General features: G+C 41.0%; 22 protein-coding genes. 16 read left to right on the top strand and 6 right to left on the bottom strand.

All coding sequences use genetic code 11. The annotated features are described in order from the left end of the window. Window positions 1-112 precede the first annotated feature (112 nt). The 8 genes from PSF09_RS09755 to rluF all read left to right on the top strand — a co-directional run bounded on the left by PSF09_RS09755 (window position 113) and on the right by rluF (window position 9,736). A complete protein-coding gene (locus PSF09_RS09755) occupies window positions 113-1,294 on the top strand; it encodes a bifunctional tRNA (adenosine(37)-C2)-methyltransferase TrmG/ribosomal RNA large subunit methyltransferase RlmN (protein ID WP_004912645.1) in 1,182 nt (393 codons plus the stop codon). Between the two features lie 202 nt (window positions 1,295-1,496). Beyond that, window positions 1,497-2,441, top strand: a complete 945-nt coding sequence (gene rodZ / locus PSF09_RS09750) for a cytoskeleton protein RodZ (protein ID WP_272683828.1) — start codon at window positions 1,497-1,499, stop codon at window positions 2,439-2,441. Window positions 2,442-2,633: 192 nt separating this feature from the next. Further along, on the top strand, window positions 2,634-3,752 hold the full coding sequence (ispG, locus tag PSF09_RS09745; protein ID WP_140172321.1) for a flavodoxin-dependent (E)-4-hydroxy-3-methylbut-2-enyl-diphosphate synthase: 1,119 nt from the start codon (window positions 2,634-2,636) through the stop codon (window positions 3,750-3,752). A 219-nt stretch (window positions 3,753-3,971) separates the two neighbouring features. Then, on the top strand, window positions 3,972-5,249 hold the full coding sequence (gene hisS, locus PSF09_RS09740; protein ID WP_272683827.1) for a histidine--tRNA ligase: 1,278 nt from the start codon (window positions 3,972-3,974) through the stop codon (window positions 5,247-5,249). A gap of 10 nt (window positions 5,250-5,259) precedes the next feature. After that, window positions 5,260-5,883: a YfgM family protein gene (locus PSF09_RS09735; protein WP_004912636.1), complete on the top strand. Its 624-nt coding sequence runs from the start codon at window positions 5,260-5,262 to the stop codon at window positions 5,881-5,883. 20 nt (window positions 5,884-5,903) lie between these two features. Continuing rightward, window positions 5,904-7,076 carry an outer membrane protein assembly factor BamB gene (gene bamB, locus PSF09_RS09730; protein ID WP_272665888.1) on the top strand — a complete coding sequence of 391 codons (1,173 nt, stop codon included), beginning with the start codon at window positions 5,904-5,906 and terminating at the stop codon, window positions 7,074-7,076. 130 nt (window positions 7,077-7,206) lie between these two features. Continuing rightward, window positions 7,207-8,685, top strand: coding sequence for a ribosome biogenesis GTPase Der (gene der, locus PSF09_RS09725; RefSeq protein WP_272665887.1), 1,479 nt, complete (start codon window positions 7,207-7,209; stop codon window positions 8,683-8,685). Between the two features lie 181 nt (window positions 8,686-8,866). Further along, window positions 8,867-9,736 (top strand): 23S rRNA pseudouridine(2604) synthase RluF, encoded by an 870-nt coding sequence (gene rluF / locus PSF09_RS09720; RefSeq protein WP_272665886.1) that lies wholly within the window; start codon window positions 8,867-8,869, stop codon window positions 9,734-9,736. 115 nt (window positions 9,737-9,851) lie between these two features. Here rluF and PSF09_RS09715 read toward each other — a convergent pair whose 3' ends face one another. Both PSF09_RS09715 and hemF read right to left on the bottom strand, forming a co-directional pair. Then, on the bottom strand, window positions 9,852-10,991 hold the full coding sequence (locus tag PSF09_RS09715; RefSeq protein ID WP_272665885.1) for a M4 family metallopeptidase: 1,140 nt from the start codon (window positions 10,989-10,991) through the stop codon (window positions 9,852-9,854). A gap of 158 nt (window positions 10,992-11,149) precedes the next feature. Beyond that, entirely contained in the window at window positions 11,150-12,067 is a 918-nt protein-coding gene (hemF, locus tag PSF09_RS09710; protein ID WP_272665884.1) for an oxygen-dependent coproporphyrinogen oxidase, read from the bottom strand. Window positions 12,068-12,203: 136 nt separating this feature from the next. Here hemF and PSF09_RS09705 point away from each other — a divergent pair, with 136 nt between their 5' ends. The 8 genes from PSF09_RS09705 (at window position 12,204) to cysM (ending at window position 19,968) form a co-directional block, all read left to right on the top strand. Then, window positions 12,204-12,635 (top strand): GNAT family acetyltransferase, encoded by a 432-nt coding sequence (locus PSF09_RS09705; protein WP_004912619.1) that lies wholly within the window; start codon window positions 12,204-12,206, stop codon window positions 12,633-12,635. 91 nt (window positions 12,636-12,726) lie between these two features. Further along, window positions 12,727-13,332, top strand: a complete 606-nt coding sequence (locus PSF09_RS09700; protein WP_272665883.1) for an RpoE-regulated lipoprotein — start codon at window positions 12,727-12,729, stop codon at window positions 13,330-13,332. 243 nt (window positions 13,333-13,575) lie between these two features. Continuing rightward, window positions 13,576-14,475 carry a Dyp-type peroxidase gene (locus tag PSF09_RS09695; protein ID WP_210837968.1) on the top strand — a complete coding sequence of 300 codons (900 nt, stop codon included), beginning with the start codon at window positions 13,576-13,578 and terminating at the stop codon, window positions 14,473-14,475. 428 nt (window positions 14,476-14,903) lie between these two features. Further along, window positions 14,904-15,926, top strand: coding sequence for a sulfate ABC transporter substrate-binding protein (locus tag PSF09_RS09690; RefSeq protein ID WP_272665882.1), 1,023 nt, complete (start codon window positions 14,904-14,906; stop codon window positions 15,924-15,926). After that, window positions 15,926-16,756, top strand: coding sequence for a sulfate/thiosulfate ABC transporter permease CysT (cysT, locus tag PSF09_RS09685; protein WP_004912608.1), 831 nt, complete (start codon window positions 15,926-15,928; stop codon window positions 16,754-16,756). The genes PSF09_RS09690 and cysT overlap by 1 nt, the downstream gene beginning before the upstream one ends. Next, entirely contained in the window at window positions 16,756-17,616 is an 861-nt protein-coding gene (gene cysW / locus PSF09_RS09680) for a sulfate/thiosulfate ABC transporter permease CysW (protein WP_210837966.1), read from the top strand. The genes cysT and cysW overlap by 1 nt, the downstream gene beginning before the upstream one ends. A gap of 2 nt (window positions 17,617-17,618) precedes the next feature. After that, window positions 17,619-18,707 carry a sulfate/thiosulfate ABC transporter ATP-binding protein CysA gene (gene cysA / locus PSF09_RS09675; RefSeq protein ID WP_272665881.1) on the top strand — a complete coding sequence of 363 codons (1,089 nt, stop codon included), beginning with the start codon at window positions 17,619-17,621 and terminating at the stop codon, window positions 18,705-18,707. Between the two features lie 376 nt (window positions 18,708-19,083). After that, complete coding sequence (cysM, locus tag PSF09_RS09670) at window positions 19,084-19,968, top strand: cysteine synthase CysM (protein ID WP_272665880.1); 885 nt, start codon at window positions 19,084-19,086, stop codon at window positions 19,966-19,968. A gap of 95 nt (window positions 19,969-20,063) precedes the next feature. On the opposite strand, the gene crr is transcribed toward cysM, so the two are convergent. From crr to cysK, 4 genes are all read right to left on the bottom strand, one after another. Beyond that, a complete protein-coding gene (gene crr / locus PSF09_RS09665; RefSeq protein WP_004912598.1) occupies window positions 20,064-20,573 on the bottom strand; it encodes a PTS glucose transporter subunit IIA in 510 nt (169 codons plus the stop codon). Between the two features lie 48 nt (window positions 20,574-20,621). Further along, window positions 20,622-22,349, bottom strand: coding sequence for a phosphoenolpyruvate-protein phosphotransferase PtsI (gene ptsI / locus PSF09_RS09660; protein WP_004264877.1), 1,728 nt, complete (start codon window positions 22,347-22,349; stop codon window positions 20,622-20,624). Window positions 22,350-22,489: 140 nt separating this feature from the next. Further along, on the bottom strand, window positions 22,490-22,747 hold the full coding sequence (gene ptsH, locus PSF09_RS09655; RefSeq protein ID WP_004264876.1) for a phosphocarrier protein Hpr: 258 nt from the start codon (window positions 22,745-22,747) through the stop codon (window positions 22,490-22,492). A 350-nt stretch (window positions 22,748-23,097) separates the two neighbouring features. After that, window positions 23,098-24,051 (bottom strand): cysteine synthase A, encoded by a 954-nt coding sequence (gene cysK, locus PSF09_RS09650; RefSeq protein WP_004912592.1) that lies wholly within the window; start codon window positions 24,049-24,051, stop codon window positions 23,098-23,100. Window positions 24,052-24,252: the final 201 nt, after the last annotated feature.

The raw sequence follows: 24,252 nt of genomic DNA, 5'->3' as shown, positions 1-24,252 counted from the left end.
GCGACGCCCTGCTATGATTAGCGGGGCGATTATATTTTTAAGACCGCAAAAATTACGTCGTGCTATACTCACCATTAGCACTGCCGAAAGTGTAACAACGAGGCAATACACCATGTCTGATATGACGACAGATGCACAATGTGCAACTTCTTCCGCTATTTCTGTCACACCAGAAAAAACGAACCAAAAAACCAATTTACTTGATTTAAACCGCAAGCAAATGCGCGAGTTCTTTGCTCAAATGGGTGAAAAACCATTCCGCGCGGATCAGGTCATGAAATGGATTTATCATTATTGCTATGATGATTTTGACCAAATGACCGATATTAATAAAGTCCTTAGAGCAAAACTGAAAGAAGTCGCGGAAATCCGTGCACCGGAAGTTGCTGATGAACAGCGTTCATCAGATGGCACCATTAAGTGGGCAATCAAAGTGGGTGACCAACTGGTTGAAACGGTATATATCCCAGAAGCAGACCGTGCAACATTGTGCGTTTCTTCACAAGTAGGTTGTGCATTGGAATGTAAATTCTGCTCGACGGCGCAACAAGGCTTCAACCGTAACTTACGTGTTTCAGAAATTATTGGTCAGGTTTGGCGAGCAGCCAAAATTATTGGTTCGCTAAAGTCCAGTGGACGCCGTCCAATTACCAACGTCGTGATGATGGGAATGGGCGAACCATTGCTGAATTTGAATAACGTCGTTCCTGCGATGGAAATTATGTTAGATGACTTCGGTTTTGGTTTATCTAAGCGCCGTGTCACGATTTCCACTTCAGGTGTTGTACCTGCACTGGATAAACTAGGGGATATGATTGATGTTGCGTTAGCGATTTCATTGCATGCGCCAACAGATGATATCCGTGACGATATCGTTCCAATTAATAAAAAATACAATATTGAAACCTTCCTCAACAGTGTGAATCGTTATTTAACGAAATCGAATGCTAATGCAGGGCGAGTAACCGTTGAGTATGTGATGTTAGATCACGTGAACGACAGTGTTGAGCAAGCACATCAATTAGCGGAATGTTTAAAAAATACACCGAGCAAGATTAATTTAATTCCATGGAACCCGTTCCCAGGGGCGCCATACGGTAGAAGTTCGAACAGTCGTATTGACCGTTTTTGTAAAGTATTGATGGGATATGGTTTCACCACGATAGTGCGCAAAACGCGGGGTGATGATATTGATGCTGCCTGTGGGCAACTTGCTGGCGACGTGATCGACAGAACAAAACGAACGTTGAAAAAACGCTTAGCAGGGGAACCTATCAAGGTAAAAACAGTCTGATTTATAAATAAGCTTGAATCAGTGAATTAGGTGATGATTTAGGGCGTTTTAGAGTTAGGCAAAACGCCTTTGTTCACCTACAATAGTAGAAGCAATAAGAAAAATTTAATTGTTGTTTCAACATGATGATAAATTATTGACGAATAAAGCTGCTCAATGTTCGCTTTATATCTTTTAAACTTGGAAATAGTGTTGCCAGCAAATGACTATCGAAAATAATACCGAACAAGCTACGACCACAGTAGGACAATTATTGACGCAAGCACGTGAGCGCATGGGTCTAACCCAAGATGTTGTTGCAGAACGATTATGCCTTAAAATCAGTACGGTAAAAGAGATAGAACAAGATATTGCTCCCGCTGGCGTGGAACCGACATTTTTGCGTGGTTATATTCGCCTTTATGCTCGTATGGTAGGCATACCCGAGAGCGAATTAAAAACGTATATGAAAACAGAAGAAACCGTTACATTAGCCAAAGTTTCTCCTATGCAAAGTTATTCTTTGGGGAAAAAACGCAAAAAGCGTGAAGGTTGGTTAATGAAACTGACTTGGTTGATTGTGATTGTTCTCATCGCAATGGTTGGCGTATGGTGGTGGCAAGATCATAACGCCCAAAAAGATGAGCTAGTTTCAATGGCAAATCAAAATGATTTGATTTTGTCCCAACAAGATAACAACACCACACCAGTTGAATTACTGACATCAACAGAGGTCGTCTCAACTGATACGGCACCTGCTGTACCGGAAAATACCCTTGAATTACAAACTCAAGAACCCGTATTAGCCACTGACCCTATCACTGAGCCGGTCAGAACAATTCCATTACCTAATGCCCCACAATCTTCAGTTGCATTAGACAGAACACAAAATACAGAAACGACTGAACCTGTTGCTGCAAGCAGCCAAGCCCTAGTATTGAATTTTACTGGCCAGTGCTGGTTAGAAATTCGTGATGCAAATAATAAAATCCTATTCAGTGGCACCAAAAATAGTGGTGATAAGTTGGAACTCGATGGGCCGCAACCTTATCGCCTGAATATTGGTGCACCCGCGAATGTTACTGTACAGTTCCAAGGCAACGCTGTTGATTTAAGCCGCTTCATTAAAGCGAAACGTCCGGCAAAATTGAAGTTACCTGAAGCCTAAAAACAGACAGGTAAAAAGAAGCAAACTATATCCGAAAACATCTTTTTTGATAGGCTATAGTTTGCTTTCTTGTGTATAGTTGAGCGTATAAAAATAATCGTTAAAACTATATCACGGTAACAAAGAATATCACGGTAACAAAGAGTACCACGGTAACAAAGAGCACATGGACGTTCGGAGAATTAAACCAAAATGCATAATGAATCACCGATAAAAAGACGTAAATCCACTCGTATCAACGTAGGTAGCGTGCCAGTAGGCGATGGCGCACCTATCGCTGTCCAGTCAATGACGAATACCCGTACAACTGATGTCGAAGCCACCGTTCGCCAAATAAAATCCCTTGAGCGTGTTGGTGTTGATATTGTGCGTGTTTCTGTTCCTACCATGGATGCCGCTGAAGCATTTAAACTGATTAAACAACAAGTTAATGTTCCACTGGTGGCGGATATCCATTTTGACTATCGTATTGCATTAAAAGTAGCGGAATACGGCGTTGATTGCTTGCGTATTAATCCAGGTAATATTGGTAGCGAAGAACGTATTCGCCAAGTTGTTGATTGCGCACGCCACTACAATATTCCAATTCGTATTGGGGTTAATGGTGGTTCCCTTGAAAAAGATATTCAAGAGAAGTACGGCGAGCCAACACCGGAGGCATTAGTTGAGTCAGCAATGCGCCATGTGGACATCTTAGACAGACTTAATTTTGATCAGTTTAAGGTCAGCGTAAAAGCATCAGATGTATTTCTTGCTGTCGGCTCTTACCGTTTATTAGCGAATAAAATCGATCAACCCCTGCATTTAGGGATTACCGAAGCCGGTGGTGCCCGTGCAGGATCAGTAAAATCTGCAATTGGCTTAGGAATGTTACTGTCTGAAGGTATCGGTGATACCTTGCGTATTTCTTTAGCTGCTGACCCTGTTGAAGAAGTTAAAGTGGGTTTTGATATCTTAAAATCACTGCGGATTCGTTCGCGTGGTATTAATTTTATTGCTTGTCCAACTTGTTCACGGCAAGAGTTTGATGTGATTGGTACCGTGAATGAATTAGAACAGCGTTTAGAAGATATCATTACACCAATGGATGTATCGATTATTGGCTGTGTGGTTAATGGCCCCGGTGAAGCGGAAGTTTCTACGCTAGGCGTTGCAGGGGCAAAAACCAAGAGCGGTTTTTATGAAGACGGTAAACGTCAAAAAGAGCGTTTTGATAATGACAACATTATCGACCAGTTAGAGGCTAAAATTCGAGCCAAAGCGGCGATGATGGATGAAAGCAAGCGGATTGAGGTCAACTTAAAAGATTAATTTTGTGTATTCTACTGCTAAGCGGCTCACAGAGTCGTTTGGCATGTTTAGAACAAACACTATATCAATCGTCCGCATTTTTTTCTAAAATCGGTCGCTCACCGTACAAATTGACAGATAAATCCCGATTAGTATCAGTAATTGGTGTTTGTTGATTGAACCAGATGATATTTCGCTCTTATAATCAAACTTATGTAATTCTGAAAATAGAGAAATAAAGTGGGAAAAAATATCCAAGCCATTCGCGGCATGAATGATTACTTACCAGCTGACACGCGTGTATGGCAGAAAATCGAAGCAACATTGAAAAATATTTTACATGGTTATGGTTTTAGTGAAATTCGTACCCCGATTGTAGAGCAGACCCCGCTATTTCGCAGAGCGATTGGTGAAGTGACGGATGTCGTTGAAAAAGAAATGTACACTTTCAATGACCGCAACGATGAAAGTCTGACATTACGCCCTGAAAATACCGCTGGTTGTGTCCGTGCCGGTATTGAGCATGGTTTGCTGTACAATCAGGAACAGCGTTTGTGGTATTTAGGACCTATGTTCCGTTATGAGCGCCCACAAAAAGGCCGTTATCGTCAATTTCACCAGTTAGGGGCTGAAGTTTTTGGTCTTGCAGGTCCTGATATCGATGCTGAAGTCATCTTAATGACGGCGCGCTGGTGGAAAGCGTTAGGCATTAGTGAGCATGTGACTTTAGAGCTGAACTCGATTGGCTCATTAGAAGCGCGTGCCAATTACCGTGAGGCTTTAGTTGCTTTCTTAGAACAGCATAAAGACAAGCTGGATGAAGATTGTAAGCGTCGCATGTATACAAATCCTCTACGCGTTTTAGATTCTAAAAATCAAGAAATTCAGGCTTTATTGAATGATGCACCTGAACTGTTTGATTACCTTGATGTCGAATCACGTGAGCACTTTGATGGCTTATGTAAGTTATTAGAAGCTGCAGGGGTTCAATATCGTGTTAATCAACGCTTAGTTCGTGGTCTTGACTACTATAACCGAACCGTTTTTGAGTGGGTAACAACGGCACTGGGCTCACAAGGCACAGTTTGCGCGGGCGGTCGATATGACGGCTTAGTTGAACAATTAGGCGGTCGTGCAACACCTGCGGTTGGTTTTGCCATGGGTATGGAACGGATGGTGCTATTAGTCCAAGAAGTTAACCCAGAATTTACAGCGGATGCTTCAGTTGCTGATGTTTATCTTGCTTCTTTTGGCGAAGATAGCCAGCAAGCAGCGATATTAGTAGCCGAAAAAGTACGTGATGCACTACCAACACTGCGGTTAATGACTAACCACGGTGGTGGTAACTTCAAGAAACAGTTAGCAAGAGCGGACAAACAAGGCGCTAAAATTGCACTGATCTTGGGGGAAGATGAAATTAAAAATGACCAAGTCACATTGAAAGATTTACGCACAGGCGTACAAGAAACCATTTCGCAGCAACTTATGGCGTCACGCATCGCCGAGTTATTAGGTTAAGGAGAGACAAGTGGAAGTCTATACAAACGAAAATGATCAAGTCGATGCGATTAAACGCTTTTTTGCGAATAATGGCGTGGCATTAGTTGTTGGCCTCGTAATTGGCGTTGGTGGTGTATTTGGTTGGAATTACTGGCAGTCTCATAAAACCAATGTACTGCAGGAAAGTGCGCAAAAGTTTGAAGCAGTAAATAGCCAATTACGTTCAGGCTCAGAGCAAGGTATTGTTGCAGCGCAAAAATTCGCGGCTGAAACCGACGATGTATACAGTGCGATGATGGGCTTAGAGCTTGCGCAAATCGCGGTGGATAAAGGCGATTTAGCGAATGCACAAACTGCATTGACCAATGCATTAGCCAAGGCAAAAACCGTGGATATGCAAGATTTAATTAACTTGCGTTTAGCGCGAGTGCAATTAGCCCAAGGTAATGCTGATGGCGCGATAGCGTCAGTTGCAAATATTAAAAGTAAATCATGGCAAGCAACGGCACAGGATGTCCGTGGTGATGCTTTACTCCATAAGGGTGATAAAGCTGGTGCAAAAGCCGCTTATGCTCAGGGGTTAGAAAGTGAAGGCTCTCAATCTATTAGAGGTATTTTGACTCTGAAGTTGAACAACGTATCTAATTCATAAGAAGAAAGGAAACGACAAACATGCAGTTGCGCAAAACACTTTTAGTTGGCCTAGTCGCTTCAGCTTTACTTGCCGGTTGTTCCAGCGAAACTGATTCTATTATCATGGCGCCACTTCCACAGGTTGAAAATCAATTCACCCCATCAATTGTTTGGGATAAATCGGTTGGAAATGGTGTTGAACAATTTTATTCTGAATTATCACCTGTTTGGGATGGTTCAGCGGTTTATGCAGCAGACCGCAAAGGTTTAGTTAAAGCATTTGAACTTGATAGTGGCAAAGAGCTGTGGTCAGTCGATTTATCTAAACGAACAGGTTTTCTTTCTGCTAACTTGTCAGCATTGCTATCCGGTGGTTTAACCGTTGATGGCGACAAAATCTTTGTCGGTACTGAGCGCGGAACCGTTATTGCTCTGAATAAAGAAGATGGCCAAGTTGCTTGGGATGTCGAAGTTGCAGGCGAAGCCCTTTCTAAACCTGTTGTGAGTAATGACTTTGTTATTATTCACACCAGTAATGGTCAACTACAAGCTTTAGATGTCAATAGTGGTGAAATTAAGTGGACCGTTAACATGGATACTCCATCGTTGTCATTACGTGGTGAATCTGCTCCTGCGGTTGCTTTTGGTGCTGCGATTGTCGGTGGGGATAACGGCCGTGTCAGTGCGGTGCTATTGTCTCAAGGCCAATTAATTTGGCAACAACGTATTTCGCAAGTGACAAGTTCGACAGAAATCGGCCGCTTAAATGATGTCGATATGACACCAATTATTGATGACGGTAAAGTGTATGCGATTGCTTATAATGGTACTTTAGCAGCGCTGGATATGCGTTCAGGCCAAATTCTGTGGAAACGCGAGCTTGGCTCAATCAATGACATGGTGATGTCAGGTGAAAACCTGTACCTCGTTGACCAAAATGGCCGCGTGTTATCTGTTCGTAAAAGCGATGGTGTAACACTGTGGACACAGGAAGACCTGTTAAACCGTGGGCTATCTGCGCCAGAAATGTATAATGGTTACCTTGTTGTCGGTGATAAAGAAGGTTATCTGCATTGGTTAGACATGAGTACGGGCGGGTTTGTTGCACAAAACAAATTAAACAGCTCCGGTATTCACAGTCGTCCAGTGGTTGCAAGTGATAAGCTAATGGTTCAGACAAAAAACGGAACAGTTTACCTGTTAACTCGTTAATTTTCTGACAAACCGCCAATTTATCGATAAAATCAACGGTTCCTGAAGACAGGAGCCGTTTCGTTTTTTTGTTTTCTGAGTTAAAGCCTCAGAATTCCTTTAGTTAATAAAAGTTGTGAGGCATCTAAAAATGATACCCGTCGTAGCGCTGGTAGGGCGTCCAAACGTAGGAAAATCCACGTTATTTAACCGTTTAACCCGTACCCGTGACGCATTAGTAGCGGACTTTCCCGGTCTGACACGTGATCGTAAATATGGTCGTGCTGAAGTTGAAGGGCATGAATTCATTATTATTGACACGGGTGGTATCGATGGGACTGAGGAAGGTGTAGAAACGCACATGGCCGCACAGTCCTTGCAAGCAATTGAAGAGGCAGATATTGTTCTGTTTATGGTTGACGCAAGAGCCGGGTTAATGCCCGCTGATGAAGGCATTGCCAAACATCTTCGTAGTCGCAAGAAAAAAACCTATTTAGTCGCAAACAAAACCGATGGAATTGATGTAACTACGGCAATCGGAGATTTTTATTCTCTTGGCCTAGGCGAAATTCACCCGATCGCGGCATCACATGGTCGCGGTGTTACTCAGCTAATTGAACAATCGTTGAAACCTTTTGTGGGAGAAGACGAGGAAGAAGTTGAGTTGACTGAGGAAGAAGAAAATGCGGCATATTGGGCTGAGTTAGAAGCTCAATGTGAGCTTGATGAAGACGAAGAAGATGACTTCGATCCAACAACATTACCGATTAAATTAGCCATCGTTGGCCGTCCGAATGTCGGTAAATCGACATTAACCAACCGTATTTTAGGTGAAGAGCGTGTTGTGGTGTTTGATATGCCGGGAACTACCCGTGACAGCATTTACATCCCAATGGAACGCGATGATCGTGAGTACATTTTAATCGATACCGCAGGCGTACGTAAGCGTGGAAAAGTTACTGAAACAGTGGAGAAATTCTCTGTTATCAAAACATTGCAAGCGATTGAAGACGCGAACGTCGTACTATTAGTTATTGATGCACGTGAAGGTATATCTGACCAAGATTTATCTTTACTTGGCTTTATCCTCAATGCGGGTCGTTCATTGGTGATTGCAGTCAATAAATGGGATGGTATGAAGCCAGAAGACCGCGAGCACGTTAAAGACATGCTTGAACTGCGCCTTGGTTTCGTTGATTTCGCGCGTATTCACTTTATTTCTGCACTACATGGTAGTGGTGTGGGGAACCTATTTGAATCAGTGCAAGAAGCGTATGAGTCTGCAACTCGTCGAGTAGGTACCGCATTATTAACTCGTATCATGAAGATGGCAGAAGATGAGCACCAACCACCGCTTATTCGCGGTCGTCGTGTTAAAATGAAGTATGCCCATGCGGGGGGACACAATCCACCAATTGTGGTGATCCACGGTAACCAAGTTTCTGATTTACCTGATAGCTATAAACGTTATTTGATGAATTACTTCCGCCGTTCATTGCAAGTGATGGGAACGCCAATTCGAATTCTGTTTAAAGAGGGGGAAAATCCTTATGCAGATAAGAAGAATAAGTTAACGCCAACCCAGTTGCGTAAGCGTAAGCGTTTGATGCAGCACTTGAAAAAACGCTAATCAATAAAGCGCTGATGAAGGCTTAATTAGCCCTATTGGACGTATAAAAGCCGTAACAAAGTCATTATGTTACGGCTTTTTAATATTATCTGGATTAATATTTTAATAATAAATATCACCCTCACGTTACCAACATAGATCATGATGAACGTAGGGTAAGAATTAAAGATTGAGGAAAATTATGGACACTCGTTCTTCTACACGTTTAAACAAATATATTAGTGAAAGTGGTATTTGCTCAAGACGTGAAGCTGACCGTTATATTGAACAGGGTAATGTATTTATTAATGGTAAGCGTGCAGGAATTGGCGACCAAGTTTTTTCTGGTGACGTGGTAAAAGTTAATGGGCAATTAATCGAACCGCGTAATGAAGAAGATTTAGTGTTAATCGCACTTAATAAGCCTGTCGGTATTGTTAGTACGACAGAGAGTGGTGAAAAAGATAATATTGTTGATTATGTTAATCATAGTACCCGAATTTTCCCGATTGGCCGCTTAGATAAAGACTCTCAAGGGCTAATTTTTCTCACCAACCATGGGGATTTGGTGAATAAAATTTTACGGGCAGGCAATTCTCATGAAAAAGAGTATTTAGTCACTGTCAATAAACCCGTAACAGATGACTTTATTCGTGGAATGGGGGCTGGAGTACCCATTCTTGGTACAATGACGAAAAAATGTAAGGTCAAGAAAGAGGCCCCTTTTGTTTTTAGAATTACCCTTGTACAGGGGTTGAACCGTCAAATTCGTCGTATGTGTGAGCACTTTGGTTTTGAAGTCACTAAACTTGAACGTGTTCGCATCATGAATGTTAAGTTAACAGGCATTCCTGTCGGGGAGTGGCGTGATTTAACAGATGATGAACTGATTGAATTATTTGATATGATGGAAAAATCTGAATCAGATGTAAAATTGAAAAAGCCACAGAAGTCAGCTTCTGCTAACAAAAGTAATACAAAGCAGAATTCGCCAAGTAAACCTAAAGTAAAACCAGAAAACCCGACACGTAAAAAGTTTACACAACCAGGCAGAAAAAAGAAAAAACGTTAACGTGCAGGTTTGATTAATAAGGCTGAATAAAAGAGTTGTTTTAAGCTCTTTATTATCGGCCTTTATGTTTTATAGAAAAATTAATCTTAAATTAGTTTAATACTGTTTATATAAATTATTGCAGTTTTACAACTAATCCAACATCTAACCAGCTTTGCTGTGTTTTTTGCGCGATATTATCATCAAATAATTTCTTAGCAGCACGGATCGTTGCATCAGCAAATTCGATAAATGTTGCCTTTTTTGTCACTTTGTTGTCAGACACAGCTTCAAGCCAAATTTTACCGGCGATGTCCCATGTATAACCTCCAAGACTCTTAGCTAATAGGTAAAAGGCTCTATTTGGAATGCCTGAGTTAATATGCACGCCGCCATTATCAATAAAAATAGGTAAATCCTGATATTGAGACATATGACCAACTTGTGGGTCTCTAACATCGTCAGAAAGATAATAAGCATCCCCTGGATTTATCATAGAACGTAGTGCCGGTGCGTTTATTTGGTCAATAAATAAATTTTCGCCTAGCAACCAATTAGAAGCATCGGCTGTTTCATTATTTAAATATTGTTTCACCATAATCCCAAGCACATCTGCGACAGACTCATTGAGAGCACCAGACTGGTAAGTGTATCTAAAATCAGCTTTTGAACTAATAAAGCCGTGAGCCAGTTCGTGAGCGATTATATCGATGTCATTATAGAATGGGCCAAAAACGATTCCATCCCCGTCACCAAAGAAAATAGCTTGAGAATTCCAAAATGCATTAGCGTAGTTTGTTCCATAATGGATAACCGCATTAATATCAGCAGAACAGCCAAAAATTTGGTCAATATTTAATTTTTCCTTAAAAAAAGTACGGATAACGCCAATTGAATTAAATACTTGCCCCGCTGGTTCTGATGGTGCATGAGTATCTTCTTCGCGCATAATCACCGCGTAGTCATCATGTGGCATATGGCTATCAGGTGGAAGTCCTGAACGTTCACAAATTGGCAGGTCGGAATGCCAGTGATTTTTATGTGGGACAGGGCGTTGAGCATCGCGAATAAAGCGATTATAACGCTTTCCTATCATATCTATAGGGCAAGCTGAAAGGTTATTGCGGTGGAGTAATGCATCTTCATGTGAATAGGTTCGGCTCATAATATCATTGATATGCGTGAGCGTTGATTTTAAGTCTGTATGGCCTGATTTAGTGACTAAACTTGCTAATAAACAAGGTGATAATAATGAACGGCCTAAAATTTGATTCATATTACAACTCCATTCAGTTGGGTGAAATGGAATCATAATCTGTCGTGATTGTTTTGTAACTACCTGATATTTAAGCTTTAAAATTAATTATTGTTATTTTATGTTAGAAAGGTAGAACGGTTATCTTTCTACCTTAATTTATAAACCAGTGTTATTAATTATGGCGAAACCCACTCTTTATTTAAGACTAAAAATTCAGTATAGAGGGCAGCTTCTGGGCTACTAGGTTCGGGATGATAGTCGTATTCCCAGCGAACAATCGGTGGCATTGACATTAAAATTGACTCTGTGCGGCCTCCGCTTTGTAAGCCAAATAATGTACCTCTATCCCATACTAAGTTGAATTCTACGTAGCGGCCGCGACGATATAATTGGAATTGACGCTCTCTTTCACCCCATACATGATCTCGGCGTTTTTCAACAATCGGGACATAAGCATCTAAAAAACCATTACCCACCGCTTGAGTGAAGCTAAAACAAGACTCAAAACCACCTTGGTTAAGGTCATCATAAAATAGTCCACCAACACCACGAGGTTCATTTCTATGTTTCAGGAAAAAGTATTCATCGCACCAATTTTTATATTTAGGATATACATCAGTGCCATAAGGGCGACATAGATCACGAGCAACGGTATGCCAGTGGATGATATCTTCATGGAAACCATAGAAAGGGGTTAAATCAAAACCGCCACCAAACCACCAAACGGGCTCACAACCTTCTTTTTCAGCGATAAAGAAACGAACATTGGCATGGGTAGTTGGAATGTAAGGATTCAGAGGGTGAATAACAAGAGAGACGCCCATTGCCTGGAAGCTACGGCCAGCAAGCTCGGGCCGATGTGCGGAGGCTGATGCAGGTAACTTTTCTCCTTTAATATGCGAGAAATTAACCCCGGCTTGTTCAAATAATGCCCCTTTAGTTAGTACTCGGCTGCGACCGCCACCACCTTCAGCTCGTTCCCATGTTTGTTCTAGAAAAGTTTGCTTACCATCTAGTTCAGTAATTTTTTGGCAAATAGTCTCTTGCAAGCTCTGCAAATAGGCTTTTACGCGATCAATATCTGGGTAATTCATTGTTTTATAATAGAACCATAGCAAATAAATAATGGTTAAAGTATACCCTTTTGCTCGAAGAAAGGCATATTGAATATTGATTGTGTTGCAAAAGCAGAGATAATGGCAGAAAGATTAGCTTAAGTAGGCAAATGAGATGGAAATACGAGTCTTTCGGCAAAGTGATTATGAAGACGTCCTGACCTTATGGGAGCGTTGTGCTCTCAATGAGTTTTCAGGAGATCCTGAACTCGATATTGAACGCAAATTACAGTGTGGGGCAGACTTATTTTTAGTGGCTGAAGTTGCCGGTGAAGTTGTCGGTACTATTATGGGGGGCTACGATGGCATCCGTGGCACCGCTGTTTATCTTGCCGTTCATCCTGAATATCGTGGCCGTGGTATTGCTAATGCATTAGTGAGTCGACTAGAAAAAAAACTGATAGCCAGAGGCTGCGGAAGAATAGAATTATTAGTGAGTGAAGAGTCTGATGCTGCTATCTGCATGTTTGAAAAAATGTTGTATGAAGAAGAACAACCTGAACGTTTGATTTATTCGAAAAAATTAACGCACGAAACGGATTTTTAAGTTAATTGACTATTTATTTAACTTTCCATGGGAATGTTTTAGTAAATAGATTGTCACAATATGCATTATGCGACTCATAAAAGAGGATGATATGTCCCAACATGCAAAGTTGAACAGTAATAATGGATTATCGCCGTTGTTGAAGGTTTCTCTACTCTGTGGAGCTGCCTTGTTATCAGGGTGTGCGGGTGTAAAGGTTTTTTCGCCATCGACTTGGTTTAGTGGACCTCTGGTGGTTTCTAGCTCTGGGCTTGGTCAAGTGACAAGTTTTACACCAATGCAAGCGGATATCATTAAGAAACAACTTAGTGACCGCTATACATTACGCAGCGGTATGCAAATGGAAAGTGGGAATGTGGTCACAGTTTTCCAAGGTATGGATGACAATGAAGTAAAATTAGAAATAGTCGGCCCTGAGCACGGTTATGTATCACGTATAACAGTGAATGACCCGAATATCGTCACCGAATGGGGGCCTGCAGTTGGCACTGAATTTAGCGAAATTTACCAAAAAGCCTTCGGTATTTGTGGTTTAGGTGAGCGGGTCAATGACGTTCCGACTATTGAATGTAATTCACCGCAATCAAGTAAAGTGGTTTACCGTTTTACGGGTAAATGGCAAGGGCCAGAAGACTTAATGCCTTCCGATAATGACCTAAAAACATGGCAAATCTCACAAATTATTTGGCATAAATAGTTTTATTTCGTTAATGATATCGTCGGGCCTATTCAGACTGGCGATATCTTCCCACTAATACTTCTTTTTCGTTGTTTTCAAAGAAATTTCCCCTTTCTTAAATTTTCTTTCTTATAATAGACCTGAAACCTATATTCCCTTGCGTTAAAACAAGGTGAACATCATGACGATAAGATAGGATATTAATATCGTTTTATATAAGAAATAGGTTATATAACATATTCATTTTACGAGGTTTACCGTATGTCTCATTCTCAAAGTGGTATTTTGAAAGAACATAGCCGTTTTGGTATTTTTATTGAAGCGCAAGTGCTAGAGGGATCTCTGGATGAAGTCAAGTCTGGATGTAAAAGCTTTGTCGAGGCTTTAACCAAATTACAAGCGCAATACCCAGATGATCGCCTCGGCGCGGTTATCGCGTTTGGCTCTGACATCTGGAAACAGCTCGGTAAGGCAAATAGTGCCCCTGAATTGAAACCATTTCACACGCTAGGTAAAGGACTCGCTCCTGCCACTCAACGGGATATGTTTATTCATATTCAATCACTGCGCCACGATATTAACTTTTCATTAGCACAGGCGGCTTTAAAAGCATTTGGTAAATCTATCTCTGTGGTTGAAGAAATTCATGGCTTCCGTTGGGTAGATGATAGAGATTTAAGTGGTTTTATTGATGGAACCGAAAATCCGCAAGGGGAAGAAATTGCGGAAGTCACATTAATCGAAGACGGTGAAGATAAAGGCGGAAGCTATGTTTTAGTCCAACGCTATGAACACGATTTAAGAAAATGGGATCGTTTTTCGGAACATGAACAAGAGAAAATGATTGGTCGGACGAAAAAAGACAGTATTGAGCTGGACGAAGATGCTCGTAATGTTACCTCTCATGTTTCCCGTGTGGTTATTGAAGAAGAAGGTGAAGAGCTTGAAGTCATGCGTCACAGCTTGCCATATGGAACAGCAAGCGGTAAGCATGGCTTATTCTTTGTGGCTTATTGTGCAAGATTACACAACATCGAGCAGCAATTATTAAGCATGTTTGGTGAAAAAGACGGTAAATACGATGATTTACTACGTATGACGAAAGCGGTTTCGGGCAGTTATTACTATGCTCCGTCGATTGAGACATTGACGTCTCTGTAGCGTTACTCGTCATTCTTTGCGTTACAGCGTTGTTGGCTACGTAAGATTACCCTAGTCACATACTATTGTATGCTCCTAGGGCTAATCTTCCTTGCCGCCTAGCTGTAACACAAATTATTTAGAGTAACTGTTTATACTTAGCAATTTAAACATAATGATTTGTATTTATTCTATTATTATTAACCCGTTATCATTAATGCTTACTTACTACCTAGTAATGATTTAACTTATAGAATGCCCCTCCATTGAGTAATATTCATATCGCTAACTAATTAAAATATCAGTTAATTTTTCTGCTTATGACGTTCATTTCTTTGTTATTCCAATTTGATATATAAAAAGGTGATTGATAGCTACCCAGTTATAACCAAAACAGATACAGTGGTTTTAATCTTAGTCATTTGGGTTTAGTTACGAACAGGTGTGGAATGAAAAAATCATTTTTGAAAAAAACGGCACTCGCGAGTTTGGCAACGGTCTCATTACTCGGTAGCTCGCCACTAATTGCAGCTGAACTGCTTAACAGTTCTTATGATATTGCTCGTGAATTATTTGTGGCGTTGAACCCATCATTTGAAAAACAGTGGAATGAAGCTCACCCTGATGACAAATTAACCATCAAGCAATCACACGCAGGTTCATCAAAGCAAGCCTTGGCGATTTTACAAGGGCTAAAAGCAGATGTGGTGACCTACAACCAAGTCACCGATGTACAAATTTTGCATGATAAAGGCAATTTGATCCCAGCAGGCTGGCAAGCTCGCTTACCAAATAATAGCTCACCGTATTATTCCACCATGGCGTTTTTAGTGCGCAAAGGAAATCCTAAAGGAATTAAAACGTGGGATGATTTAGTCCGTGAAGATGTCAAATTAATCTTTCCGAATCCAAAAACTTCCGGAAATGGCCGTTATACCTACCTTGCAGCATGGGGGGCTTTTAACCAAGAAAATAAAGGTGATAAAGCGAAAACCCGTGAGCAAATGAAACAGTTTTTGAAAAATGTCGAGGTATTTGATACCGGTGGGCGTGGTGCAACAACATCATTTATTGAGCGGGAGCTTGGTGACGTCCTGATTAGCTTTGAATCTGAAGTGAATAATATTCGCTCTCAGTATGGTGAGTCAGACTATGAAGTTATTGTGCCACCAGTGGATATCTTAGCAGAGTTTCCTGTTGCTTGGGTCGACAAAAATGTACAAAAAAATGGGACTGAAGACATCGCTAAAGCTTACTTAAATTATCTCTATAGTCCGCAGGCTCAAGAAATCATCACTCAGTATAATTATCGGGTGAATGATAAAGCGGTAATGAATGCGAATAAGGATAAATTTCCTGAAACTCAGCTGTTTACGGTTGAATCTCAATTTGAGAGCTGGCCAAAAGTGATGGATGTTCATTTCTCCACTGGAGGAGAATTTGACAAATTAATGGCAGAAGGGCGCCGTTAATGAATCGTTCAGGAAAGCGCTTTTTGCCAGGTTTCGGGCTAACGCTAGGTAGCAGTCTATTTTATACCTGTTTGATATTATTATTACCCATGAGCGCATTGGTAATTCAGTTATCAGAAATGACATGGCAGCAGTATTGGGCCGTCATAAGCTATCCGCAAGTGGTTGCGGCGTATAAAGTGACGTTACTGTCAGCGTTAGTCGCAAGTTTGTTTAATGCAGTATTTGGCATGTTATTAGCTTGGATTTTAACGCGTTATCGCTTTCCTGGGCGTTTATTTTTAGATGGTTTAGTGGATTTACCCTTTGCATTACCTACCGCTGTGGCGGGGCTGACATTAGCAACCTTGTTTGCAACCTCGGGATGGTATGGGCAATATCTGCACCAGTTTGATATTAAAGTTGTTAATACTTGGTTGGGAATTGCGGTTGCAATGGCATTTACCAGTATTCCGTTTGTTGTGCGTACGGTTCAACCAGTGTTGGAAGAGCTCGGTCCTGAGTACGAAGAGGCTGCTCAGACCCTAGGAGCTAGCCGTTGGCAAACCTTTCGCCGAGTGGTATTGCCGGAGCTTTCACCCGCCTTATTAGCCGGAACAGTTTTATCCTTTACACGTAGTTTAGGTGAGTTTGGCGCCATTATATTTATTGCGGGTAATATTGCATGGCAAACCGAGGTTGTTTCATTAATGATTTTTAGTCAGTTACAGCAATTTGATTACCCGGCCGCCAGTGCTGTCGCCTCAGTTATTTTAGCGGTTTCATTGTTACTGTTATTTAGTGTCAATTTAGTACAAAGCCGCTTCGGTAAACGGTTAGGAGGCAAGTAATGGCGCAAATTACCCCCATTCATACGGCTAGTCGTACCCAAATTAACTGGGGGAAATGGCTATTAATTGCGATAGGTTTATTGTTTTCATTTTTACTATTAGTTATTCCAATTGTTTGGATATTTATTACAGCTTTTCAAAAAGGGTTAGATGCCGTTTTACTGAATTTGGCAGACCCTGATATGCTACATGCCATTGGTTTAACAGTATTAATTGCTTTAATTACGGTCCCGGTAAATTTAGTCTTTGGTACCATGATGGCGTGGTTAGTGACGCGATTTCAGTTTCCTGGTCGCCAATTATTACTAACCCTAGTTGATATTCCGTTTGCGGTTTCACCTGTTGTGGCGGGTTTGCTGTACTTACTTTTTTATGGCTCAAACAGTTGGTTTGGTGGATGGCTTGAAGGTTTTGACATCCAACTGATGTTTTCATGGCCCGGTATGGCATTGGTGACTATTTTTGTCACTTGCCCCTTTGTGGTACGTGAGCTAGTCCCGCTAATGTTAAGTCAGGGTAGCCAAGAAGATGAGGCGGCGGTTTTACTAGGGGCCTCAGGATGGAAGATGTTTTGGCGTGTGACATTACCCAATATCCGCTGGGCATTATTGTATGGGGTAGTTCTAACTAACGCCCGCGCGATCGGTGAATTTGGTGCGGTTTCGGTGGTTTCTGGGGCTATTCGCGGTGAAACATACACCTTACCGTTGCAAGTTGAATTACTGCATCAGGATTATAATACGGTGGGCGCATTTACGGCCGCAGGGATCCTCGCACTAATGGCAATTATCACCTTAATACTTAAAAGTGCATTGCAGTGGCATTTGAGTCGCCAGCAATCTGAATCAGGAGTCCATTAATCATGAGTATTGAAATTGAAAAAATCGGTAAATTATTTGGTAAAACCCAAGTACTCAACGATATTTCACTGGATATTGCATCGGGTGAAATGGTTGCCCTATTAGGGCCTTCCGGTTCAGGTAAAACAACCTTATTGCGTATTATTGCAGGGCTTGAGCAACAAAGTCAGGGGCTATTGCGTTTTCATGGTCACGATGTCAGTAAAATCCATGCTAAAGATAGGCATGTTGGCTTTGTATTTCAACACTATGCATTATTTCGCCATATGACAGTGTTTGATAATGTGGCCTTTGGTTTGACTGTCTTACCAAGAAAACAGCGCCCATCAGCTCAGGCTATTAAAGATAAAGTAACAAAATTGCTGGAGATGGTTCAACTGGGTCATTTGGCTTCACGTTACCCTGCACAACTTTCAGGGGGACAAAAACAGCGTGTAGCATTAGCAAGGGCTTTAGCCGTTGATCCGCAAATTTTATTATTAGATGAGCCTTTTGGGGCGCTCGATGCACAAGTACGTATTGAATTACGCCGTTGGCTACGTCAATTACATGATGAATTAAAATTTACCAGTGTTTTTGTGACTCATGATCAAGAAGAAGCCATGGAAGTTGCAGACAGAGTTGTGGTGATGAGCCAAGGTCATATTGAGCAAGTTGGCACACCGAGTGATATATGGCAGCGGCCAGAAACACGATTTGTCCTTGAATTTATGGGGGAAGTTAACCAAATCTCTGCCCATATCAAAGGTTCAACATTAAATATCGGTGGCTATGATTTCCCACTGAACCATACCAGTGTTCAACAAGGTGAAGTTGACGTATTTTTACGACCTTGGGATATCTCATTGCAGTCTGAAGTGGATGAGCAGCACCGTTTACCTGTAAGGGTCACTGAATCGGGGCCAAGAGGGCATTTTTGGCAATTAACCGTTCAACCGCTAGGTTGGGGGAAAGAGCCGTTGTCAGTGATTTGGCAGTCTGAAAAAACAATACCCACTCGAGGTGAACGTTATTTTTTAGGCAGCCAGCAGGCAAAGATTTATCAGGGGGAGCAGGCGTTAATTTTTCCCCAGCTTGCTGAAAGTGCATGAATATAAAATTCAATAATTTATAACACTAATACACAATATTATTGGTGTTATTTGCTCTATTACTTTCTAGGTATTATCATCGATAATTAGACTTTATATTTAAAATATATAGTCTAATCCTTTCTATATTTAAATCTCCATATAACGCATTGATATTATTGTGTTAATCGTTATATTTCTATGCGAAATATAACTGGTAATTCTATAAACTTATTGTAATATAATATATCAATTAGCTATATCAGAAATGGTAATTAAGATAATCTATTTTTCTAATATCAATGTGAAGAGATTTCAATTTTCACATATCAATATTGGGGTAATATCTTATTTCTATTGTTTCTTATTTATATATAAAAATTATAAGGATGGTAAAGTGTCGGCTCTGGAACAGTTTATCGGTAATACCCCATTAGTAAAACTTCAGCGTTTAACACAAGGGATTGACGCTGAAATTTGGGTAAAACTTGAAGGTAATAACCCTGCGGGCTCGGTAAAAGATCGTGCGGCATTTTCAATGATTAATGAAGCGCAATTACGGGGTGAAATTAAGCCAGGTGATACGCTAATTGAAGCAACTAGCGGTAATACCGGTATTGCCCTCGCGATGATAGCTGCAGTAAAAGGCTACAAATTAAAATTACTCATGCCTGATAACATGAGTAAAGAGCGACAAGCCTCAATGCAAGCTTATGGTGCAGAACTTATCTTAGTCAGTACGGCTGTCGGTATGGAAGGTGCACGGGATCTCGCTAAAGAAATGGAGCAGCGAGGAGAGGGGAAAGTTTTAGACCAATTTAATAACCCTGATAACCCATTAGCCCATTTTAAAACAACGGGTCCTGAAATTTGGCAGCAAACTAATGGCGCTATTACCCATTTTGTGTCGAGTATGGGAACAACAGGGACCATTACAGGGGTTAGCCGCTATTTAAAATCCCAGTCAGCGGACGTGCACATTGTTGGCTTACAACCTGCTGAAAAAAGCCAAATTCCGGGTATCAGGCGCTGGTCACCGGGTTACTTGCCCGGCATCTTCGATGGTTCATTAGTTGATAGCGTACTGGATATAAACCAGCAAGAAGCCGAGGAAACCATGAGAGCCTTAGCGAAGGTCGAAGGTATCTTTTGTGGTGTGAGCTCAGGTGGTGCGGTTGCTGGTGCTTTAAAAGTGGCTCAAGCTAACCGGGGAGCGGTGATTGTGGCAGTCATTTGCGACCGAGGAGACCGCTATTTATCAACAGGCGTATTTAATGGGTGAGTAAATTTGATTGCCACTGGCGTGCAATAAAGTGCCCCATCAATGAAAAACCATCAGGCAAGCCTGATGGTTTAAGCTAAATATGGGTAGTTGAGTTATTTCTTAATACGCATGACGACAGTTTCACCCACTGTCACTGAGCCTGTCAGTTTGTTTAGCTCTTTGATTTCGTCCATATTAGAAATGACAACTGGAGTTAGAACTGATTTTGCTTTCTCTTCTAATAGCGCTAAATCAAACTCAATGATTAAATCACCTTTTTTCACTGCTTGGCCTTCTTCGGCGATGCGTTTAAAACCCTCACCTTTAAGCTCAACAGTATCAATACCGAAGTGAACAAATAGTTCTATGCCATCATCTGATTCAATAGAAAACGCATGGTTAGTTTCAAAAATTTTACCAATTGTACCGTCTACAGGGGCAACGATTTTGTTACCTGCGGGTTTAATCGCAATACCATCACCAACAATTTTTTCTGCGAACACAACGTCTGGAACATCTTCAATATTGACAATTTCGCCCGATAAAGGCGCGATAATCTCAATACTGCCACTGCTACTTTTGTCTTCCGAAACGAGTGATTTCAGTTTGTCAAACAGACCCATGGACCTTCTCCTAATCGTTTTATATGGGACCGAACTAATGTGCTGTTCTTAGCATAACGTTTTTTCTTGGATAAAGGTATCTACAAGTTTCATCAATTCATCCGCTGTTGGTTGAGCAAGTGCTTGTTCAGCCAAAGCTTGAGTATCAGTAAAGCTCGCATTGCGAATTAACTTTTTGATACGTGGAATTGAAATTGCGCTCATACTAAATTCATCCAGCCCCATGCCAAGTAGCAATAAGGTTGCACGCTCATCTCCAGCTAACTCCCCACACATCCCAGTCCATTTACCTTCAGCGTGTGATGCATCGATCACTTGCTTAATTAAGTTTAGGACAGCAGGTGACATCGGGTTGTAAAGATGAGAAATCAGTTCATTACCACGGTCGACCGCTAAAGTGTATTGAGTGAGATCGTTCGTCCCAATACTAAAGAAATCAACTTCTTTTGCCAAATGGCGAGCAATAACAGCGGCTGCTGGCGTTTCAACCATCACACCGACTTCAATTGACTCGTCAAAAGCCTTACCTTCTTCACGTAACTGAGCTTTTAGCATTTCTAGCTCTGCTTTTAGTTCACGAACTTCTTCAACGGAAATGACCATTGGGAACATAATACGCAGTTTACCAAATTTAGAGGCTCTTAAAATAGCTCTTAATTGTGAGTGTAAGATTTCTTTGCGATCAAGACAAATACGAATTGCACGCCAGCCGAGGAATGGGTTCTCTTCTTTCGGCAAATTCATGTATGGCAGGTCTTTATCACCGCCGATATCCATAGTGCGGACAATAACGGCTTGGCTGCCCATTGCTTCTGCAACTGCTTTATACGCCTGAAATTGTTCTTCTTCAGTAGGAAGAGAGTCTCTATCCATGAATAAAAATTCAGTACGATAGAGGCCAACGCCTTCTGCGCCATTGCGTTCTGCACCGGCAACATCACGTACGGTACCAATGTTGGCACAAACTTCAACTTGATGACCATCAAGGGTGATAGCTGGCAAATCTTTTAATTTTGCGAGCTCTTCTTTTTCTTGAAGATATTCATCACGGAAGGCTTTTAGTTTATCGATTTCGGCTTCAGATGGATTCAAGTGGATAGTGTTGTTGACACCATCTAACACAATGAAATCGCCATTTTTAATTTTGCTGGTGGCATCGCTCGTGCCGACAATGGCAGGTAACTCGAGAGAACGCGCCATAATTGAGGTATGCGATGTACGGCCACCTAAATCAGTAATAAACCCTAATACTTTATCTAAATTCAGCTGTGCGGTTTCTGAAGGGGTTAAATCCGCAGCGACTAAAATAACTTCTTCGCTGATTGCACTTAAATCAACGATAGGAATATTTAAGATATTTTTTAATAAACGTTTACCAATATCGCGTACGTCAGCAGCACGCTCTTTAAGATATTCATCGTCAAGAGATTCAAGTGCTTGGGCTTGGTCTTCAATAACGGAATATGCAGCTGCATCTGCCGTTTTTTTATCACCTTTGATTAAAGAAACAATTTCTTGCTCCAGCTCTTCATCTTCCAGCAGCATGATATGACCTTCAAAAATCTCAGCTTTTTCGGCTCCAAGATTTTTTTCGGCTTTCTCTTTAATCAAATTGAGTTGTTCGGCTGATTTGTTACGGCCCTCAATAAAACGAGCAATTTCTTTATCAACCTGATCGTCAGCGATTTTTTTTGTGCTAACAACGATAGGATCTTCTTTGAGGATTAAAGCCTGACCAAAAGCAAAACCCGGGGATACTAAAATTCCTGAAATCATAATATTACCTTACTGCTGCTAGTGCTGGGAGTTCTGATGTTGCAGAGACGACAATGAATATAGCTGATTATACAAATGTCCCCGAATGACATCACTCAGGGACATTGAATGAAATCAGTAAATGCTATTTTCCTGCGAAATTATTCTAATTCGCCCATCAGTTTAACTAAATGCTCAACGGCTTCTTTTTCATCTTCGCCTTCAGCAGAAATTGTCACTACTGTGCCTTGTGTTAGGCCTAAGGTTTGTAATTTAAACAAACTTTTCGCGCTAGCGGATTTACCGCCAGAAATTAAAGAAATGTCGGAAGAGAATGCTTTTGCTTCTTTTACGAATTGAGCTGCAGGACGAGTATGTAGACCATTTGGTGCCGTAATAGTAACTTCTTGCTGAAACATAGTATTTCCTCAATAACTTTCGTTTTTTTAATTACCCAGCCAATTGTAGATGAAATAGACTAGGTTTGCGTATAAGTTAGATTATTAACTTGGAAAAAGGTTTCCTACTTTGTGCGGTATCAACCCTTTTTCTGTTTTTTTGCGAACTCGTAACTTTTTCTCGTTGGCAAATTATTTTACTTGGCCTAGAGATTGGCTAAAAAGTGATTAATTTCGAGGTGCAAAATAATTACTATGTTTAATACTAAACCCCGAATTAGAAATCATCTCCATCCGTGCTAAAGTTTGATCCATGCCACAAAAAAAGCACCATTTAGGTGCTTTTTTAACGATATTGTAACGAAATTATGTTATTCAGCAGAAATGTCAGCAAACAGGACAGTTGACAGATAACGCTCACCTGAAGAAGGTAAAATAACGACAATATTTTTGCCTTTATAAGCAGGGTCAGCGGCAATCTTAGTGGCAGCAGCAATAGCAGCACCCGATGAAATCCCTGCGAGAATACCTTCTTTTTCCATCAGTTCGCGTGCGGTTTTAATCGCTTCGTCATCACTGATTTGAATGACTTTATCAAGCAATTTTAAATCTAAGTTACCCGGAATAAACCCTGCACCGATCCCTTGTATTTTGTGAGGACCCGGCTTAATTTCTTCACCCGCCAAAGCTTGGGTAATGACAGGGGATGTTTCGGGTTCAACTGCGACGATAGTTACATCTTTACCTTTGGTATTTTTCAGATATTTTGCAATACCAGTAATTGTCCCACCTGTACCGACACCTGCGACCACAACATCTACATTGCCATCGGTATCTTCCCAAATTTCAGGCCCTGTGGTTTTTTCATGAATTTCAGGGTTTGCTGGGTTATTAAATTGTTGAAGTAATAGGTATTTTTTAGGGTTGCTATTCACTATCTCTTCAGCTTTAGCTATTGCACCCTTCATGCCTTTTGCTCCCTCGGTTAAAACGAGGTTGGCGCCCAATGCTTTGAGCAGTTTACGACGCTCAATACTCATGGTTTCAGGCATGGTCAAAGTTAATTTATAACCTCTTGCCGCAGCGACATAGGCTAAAGCTATTCCTGTATTACCACTGGTTGGCTCAACTAATTCTTTGTCTTTATTTAGGATACCTTTTTTCTCTGCGTCCCAAATCATGTTCGCACCAATACGGCACTTAACACTGAAGCTTGGGTTGCGAGATTCCACTTTCGCTAAAATATTGCCATTACCAAAATGTTTTAAACGGACAAGAGGGGTGTGGCCAATGGTCAACGAGTTATCATCATAAATTTTGCTCATGGGATATCCTTAAAAATCGGTTAGCCAGTAATGTAATCGGTATTAATGAAATAATGAGATGGATTCAACATACGTTAAGAACAAATTAATGCAAATATGATTTGAGTATAAGCTTATAACGTAATGCTATTTTAGATCCAATTGTTCTAAGAAATTTTGCTGAAAATAGGTGAAGTATTCGATGAAAGAAAAGCGCAGGTG

The organism is Providencia sp. PROV141 (assembly GCF_028481645.1).
Lineage (GTDB): Bacteria > Pseudomonadota > Gammaproteobacteria > Enterobacterales > Enterobacteriaceae > Providencia > Providencia rettgeri.
The sequence above is the reverse complement of the archived record's forward strand: the minus strand, read 5'-3'. Positions and strand labels throughout refer to the sequence as shown.

Bases quoted from the DNA above. Each gene is read 5' to 3' on its own strand.
- PSF09_RS09695 (WP_210837968.1), top strand. From the start codon at position 13,576: ATGTCTCATTCTCAAAGTGGTATTTTGAAAGAACATAGCCGTTTTGGT.
- bamB (WP_272665888.1), top strand. From the start codon at position 5,904: ATGCAGTTGCGCAAAACACTTTTAGTTGGCCTAGTCGCTTCAGCTTTA.
- PSF09_RS09690 (WP_272665882.1), top strand. From the start codon at position 14,904: ATGAAAAAATCATTTTTGAAAAAAACGGCACTCGCGAGTTTGGCAACG.
- der (WP_272665887.1), top strand. From the start codon at position 7,207: ATGATACCCGTCGTAGCGCTGGTAGGGCGTCCAAACGTAGGAAAATCC.
- crr (WP_004912598.1), bottom strand. From the start codon at position 20,573: ATGGGTCTGTTTGACAAACTGAAATCACTCGTTTCGGAAGACAAAAGT.
- PSF09_RS09705 (WP_004912619.1), top strand. From the start codon at position 12,204: ATGGAAATACGAGTCTTTCGGCAAAGTGATTATGAAGACGTCCTGACC.
- cysA (WP_272665881.1), top strand. From the start codon at position 17,619: ATGAGTATTGAAATTGAAAAAATCGGTAAATTATTTGGTAAAACCCAA.
- PSF09_RS09755 (WP_004912645.1), top strand. From the start codon at position 113: ATGTCTGATATGACGACAGATGCACAATGTGCAACTTCTTCCGCTATT.
- cysW (WP_210837966.1), top strand. From the start codon at position 16,756: ATGGCGCAAATTACCCCCATTCATACGGCTAGTCGTACCCAAATTAAC.
- ispG (WP_140172321.1), top strand. From the start codon at position 2,634: ATGCATAATGAATCACCGATAAAAAGACGTAAATCCACTCGTATCAAC.
- rluF (WP_272665886.1), top strand. From the start codon at position 8,867: ATGGACACTCGTTCTTCTACACGTTTAAACAAATATATTAGTGAAAGT.
- hemF (WP_272665884.1), bottom strand. From the start codon at position 12,067: ATGAATTACCCAGATATTGATCGCGTAAAAGCCTATTTGCAGAGCTTG.
- PSF09_RS09715 (WP_272665885.1), bottom strand. From the start codon at position 10,991: ATGAATCAAATTTTAGGCCGTTCATTATTATCACCTTGTTTATTAGCA.
- cysK (WP_004912592.1), bottom strand. From the start codon at position 24,051: ATGAGCAAAATTTATGATGATAACTCGTTGACCATTGGCCACACCCCT.
- ptsI (WP_004264877.1), bottom strand. From the start codon at position 22,349: ATGATTTCAGGAATTTTAGTATCCCCGGGTTTTGCTTTTGGTCAGGCT.
- rodZ (WP_272683828.1), top strand. From the start codon at position 1,497: ATGACTATCGAAAATAATACCGAACAAGCTACGACCACAGTAGGACAA.
- ptsH (WP_004264876.1), bottom strand. From the start codon at position 22,747: ATGTTTCAGCAAGAAGTTACTATTACGGCACCAAATGGTCTACATACT.
- PSF09_RS09700 (WP_272665883.1), top strand. From the start codon at position 12,727: ATGTCCCAACATGCAAAGTTGAACAGTAATAATGGATTATCGCCGTTG.
- cysT (WP_004912608.1), top strand. From the start codon at position 15,926: ATGAATCGTTCAGGAAAGCGCTTTTTGCCAGGTTTCGGGCTAACGCTA.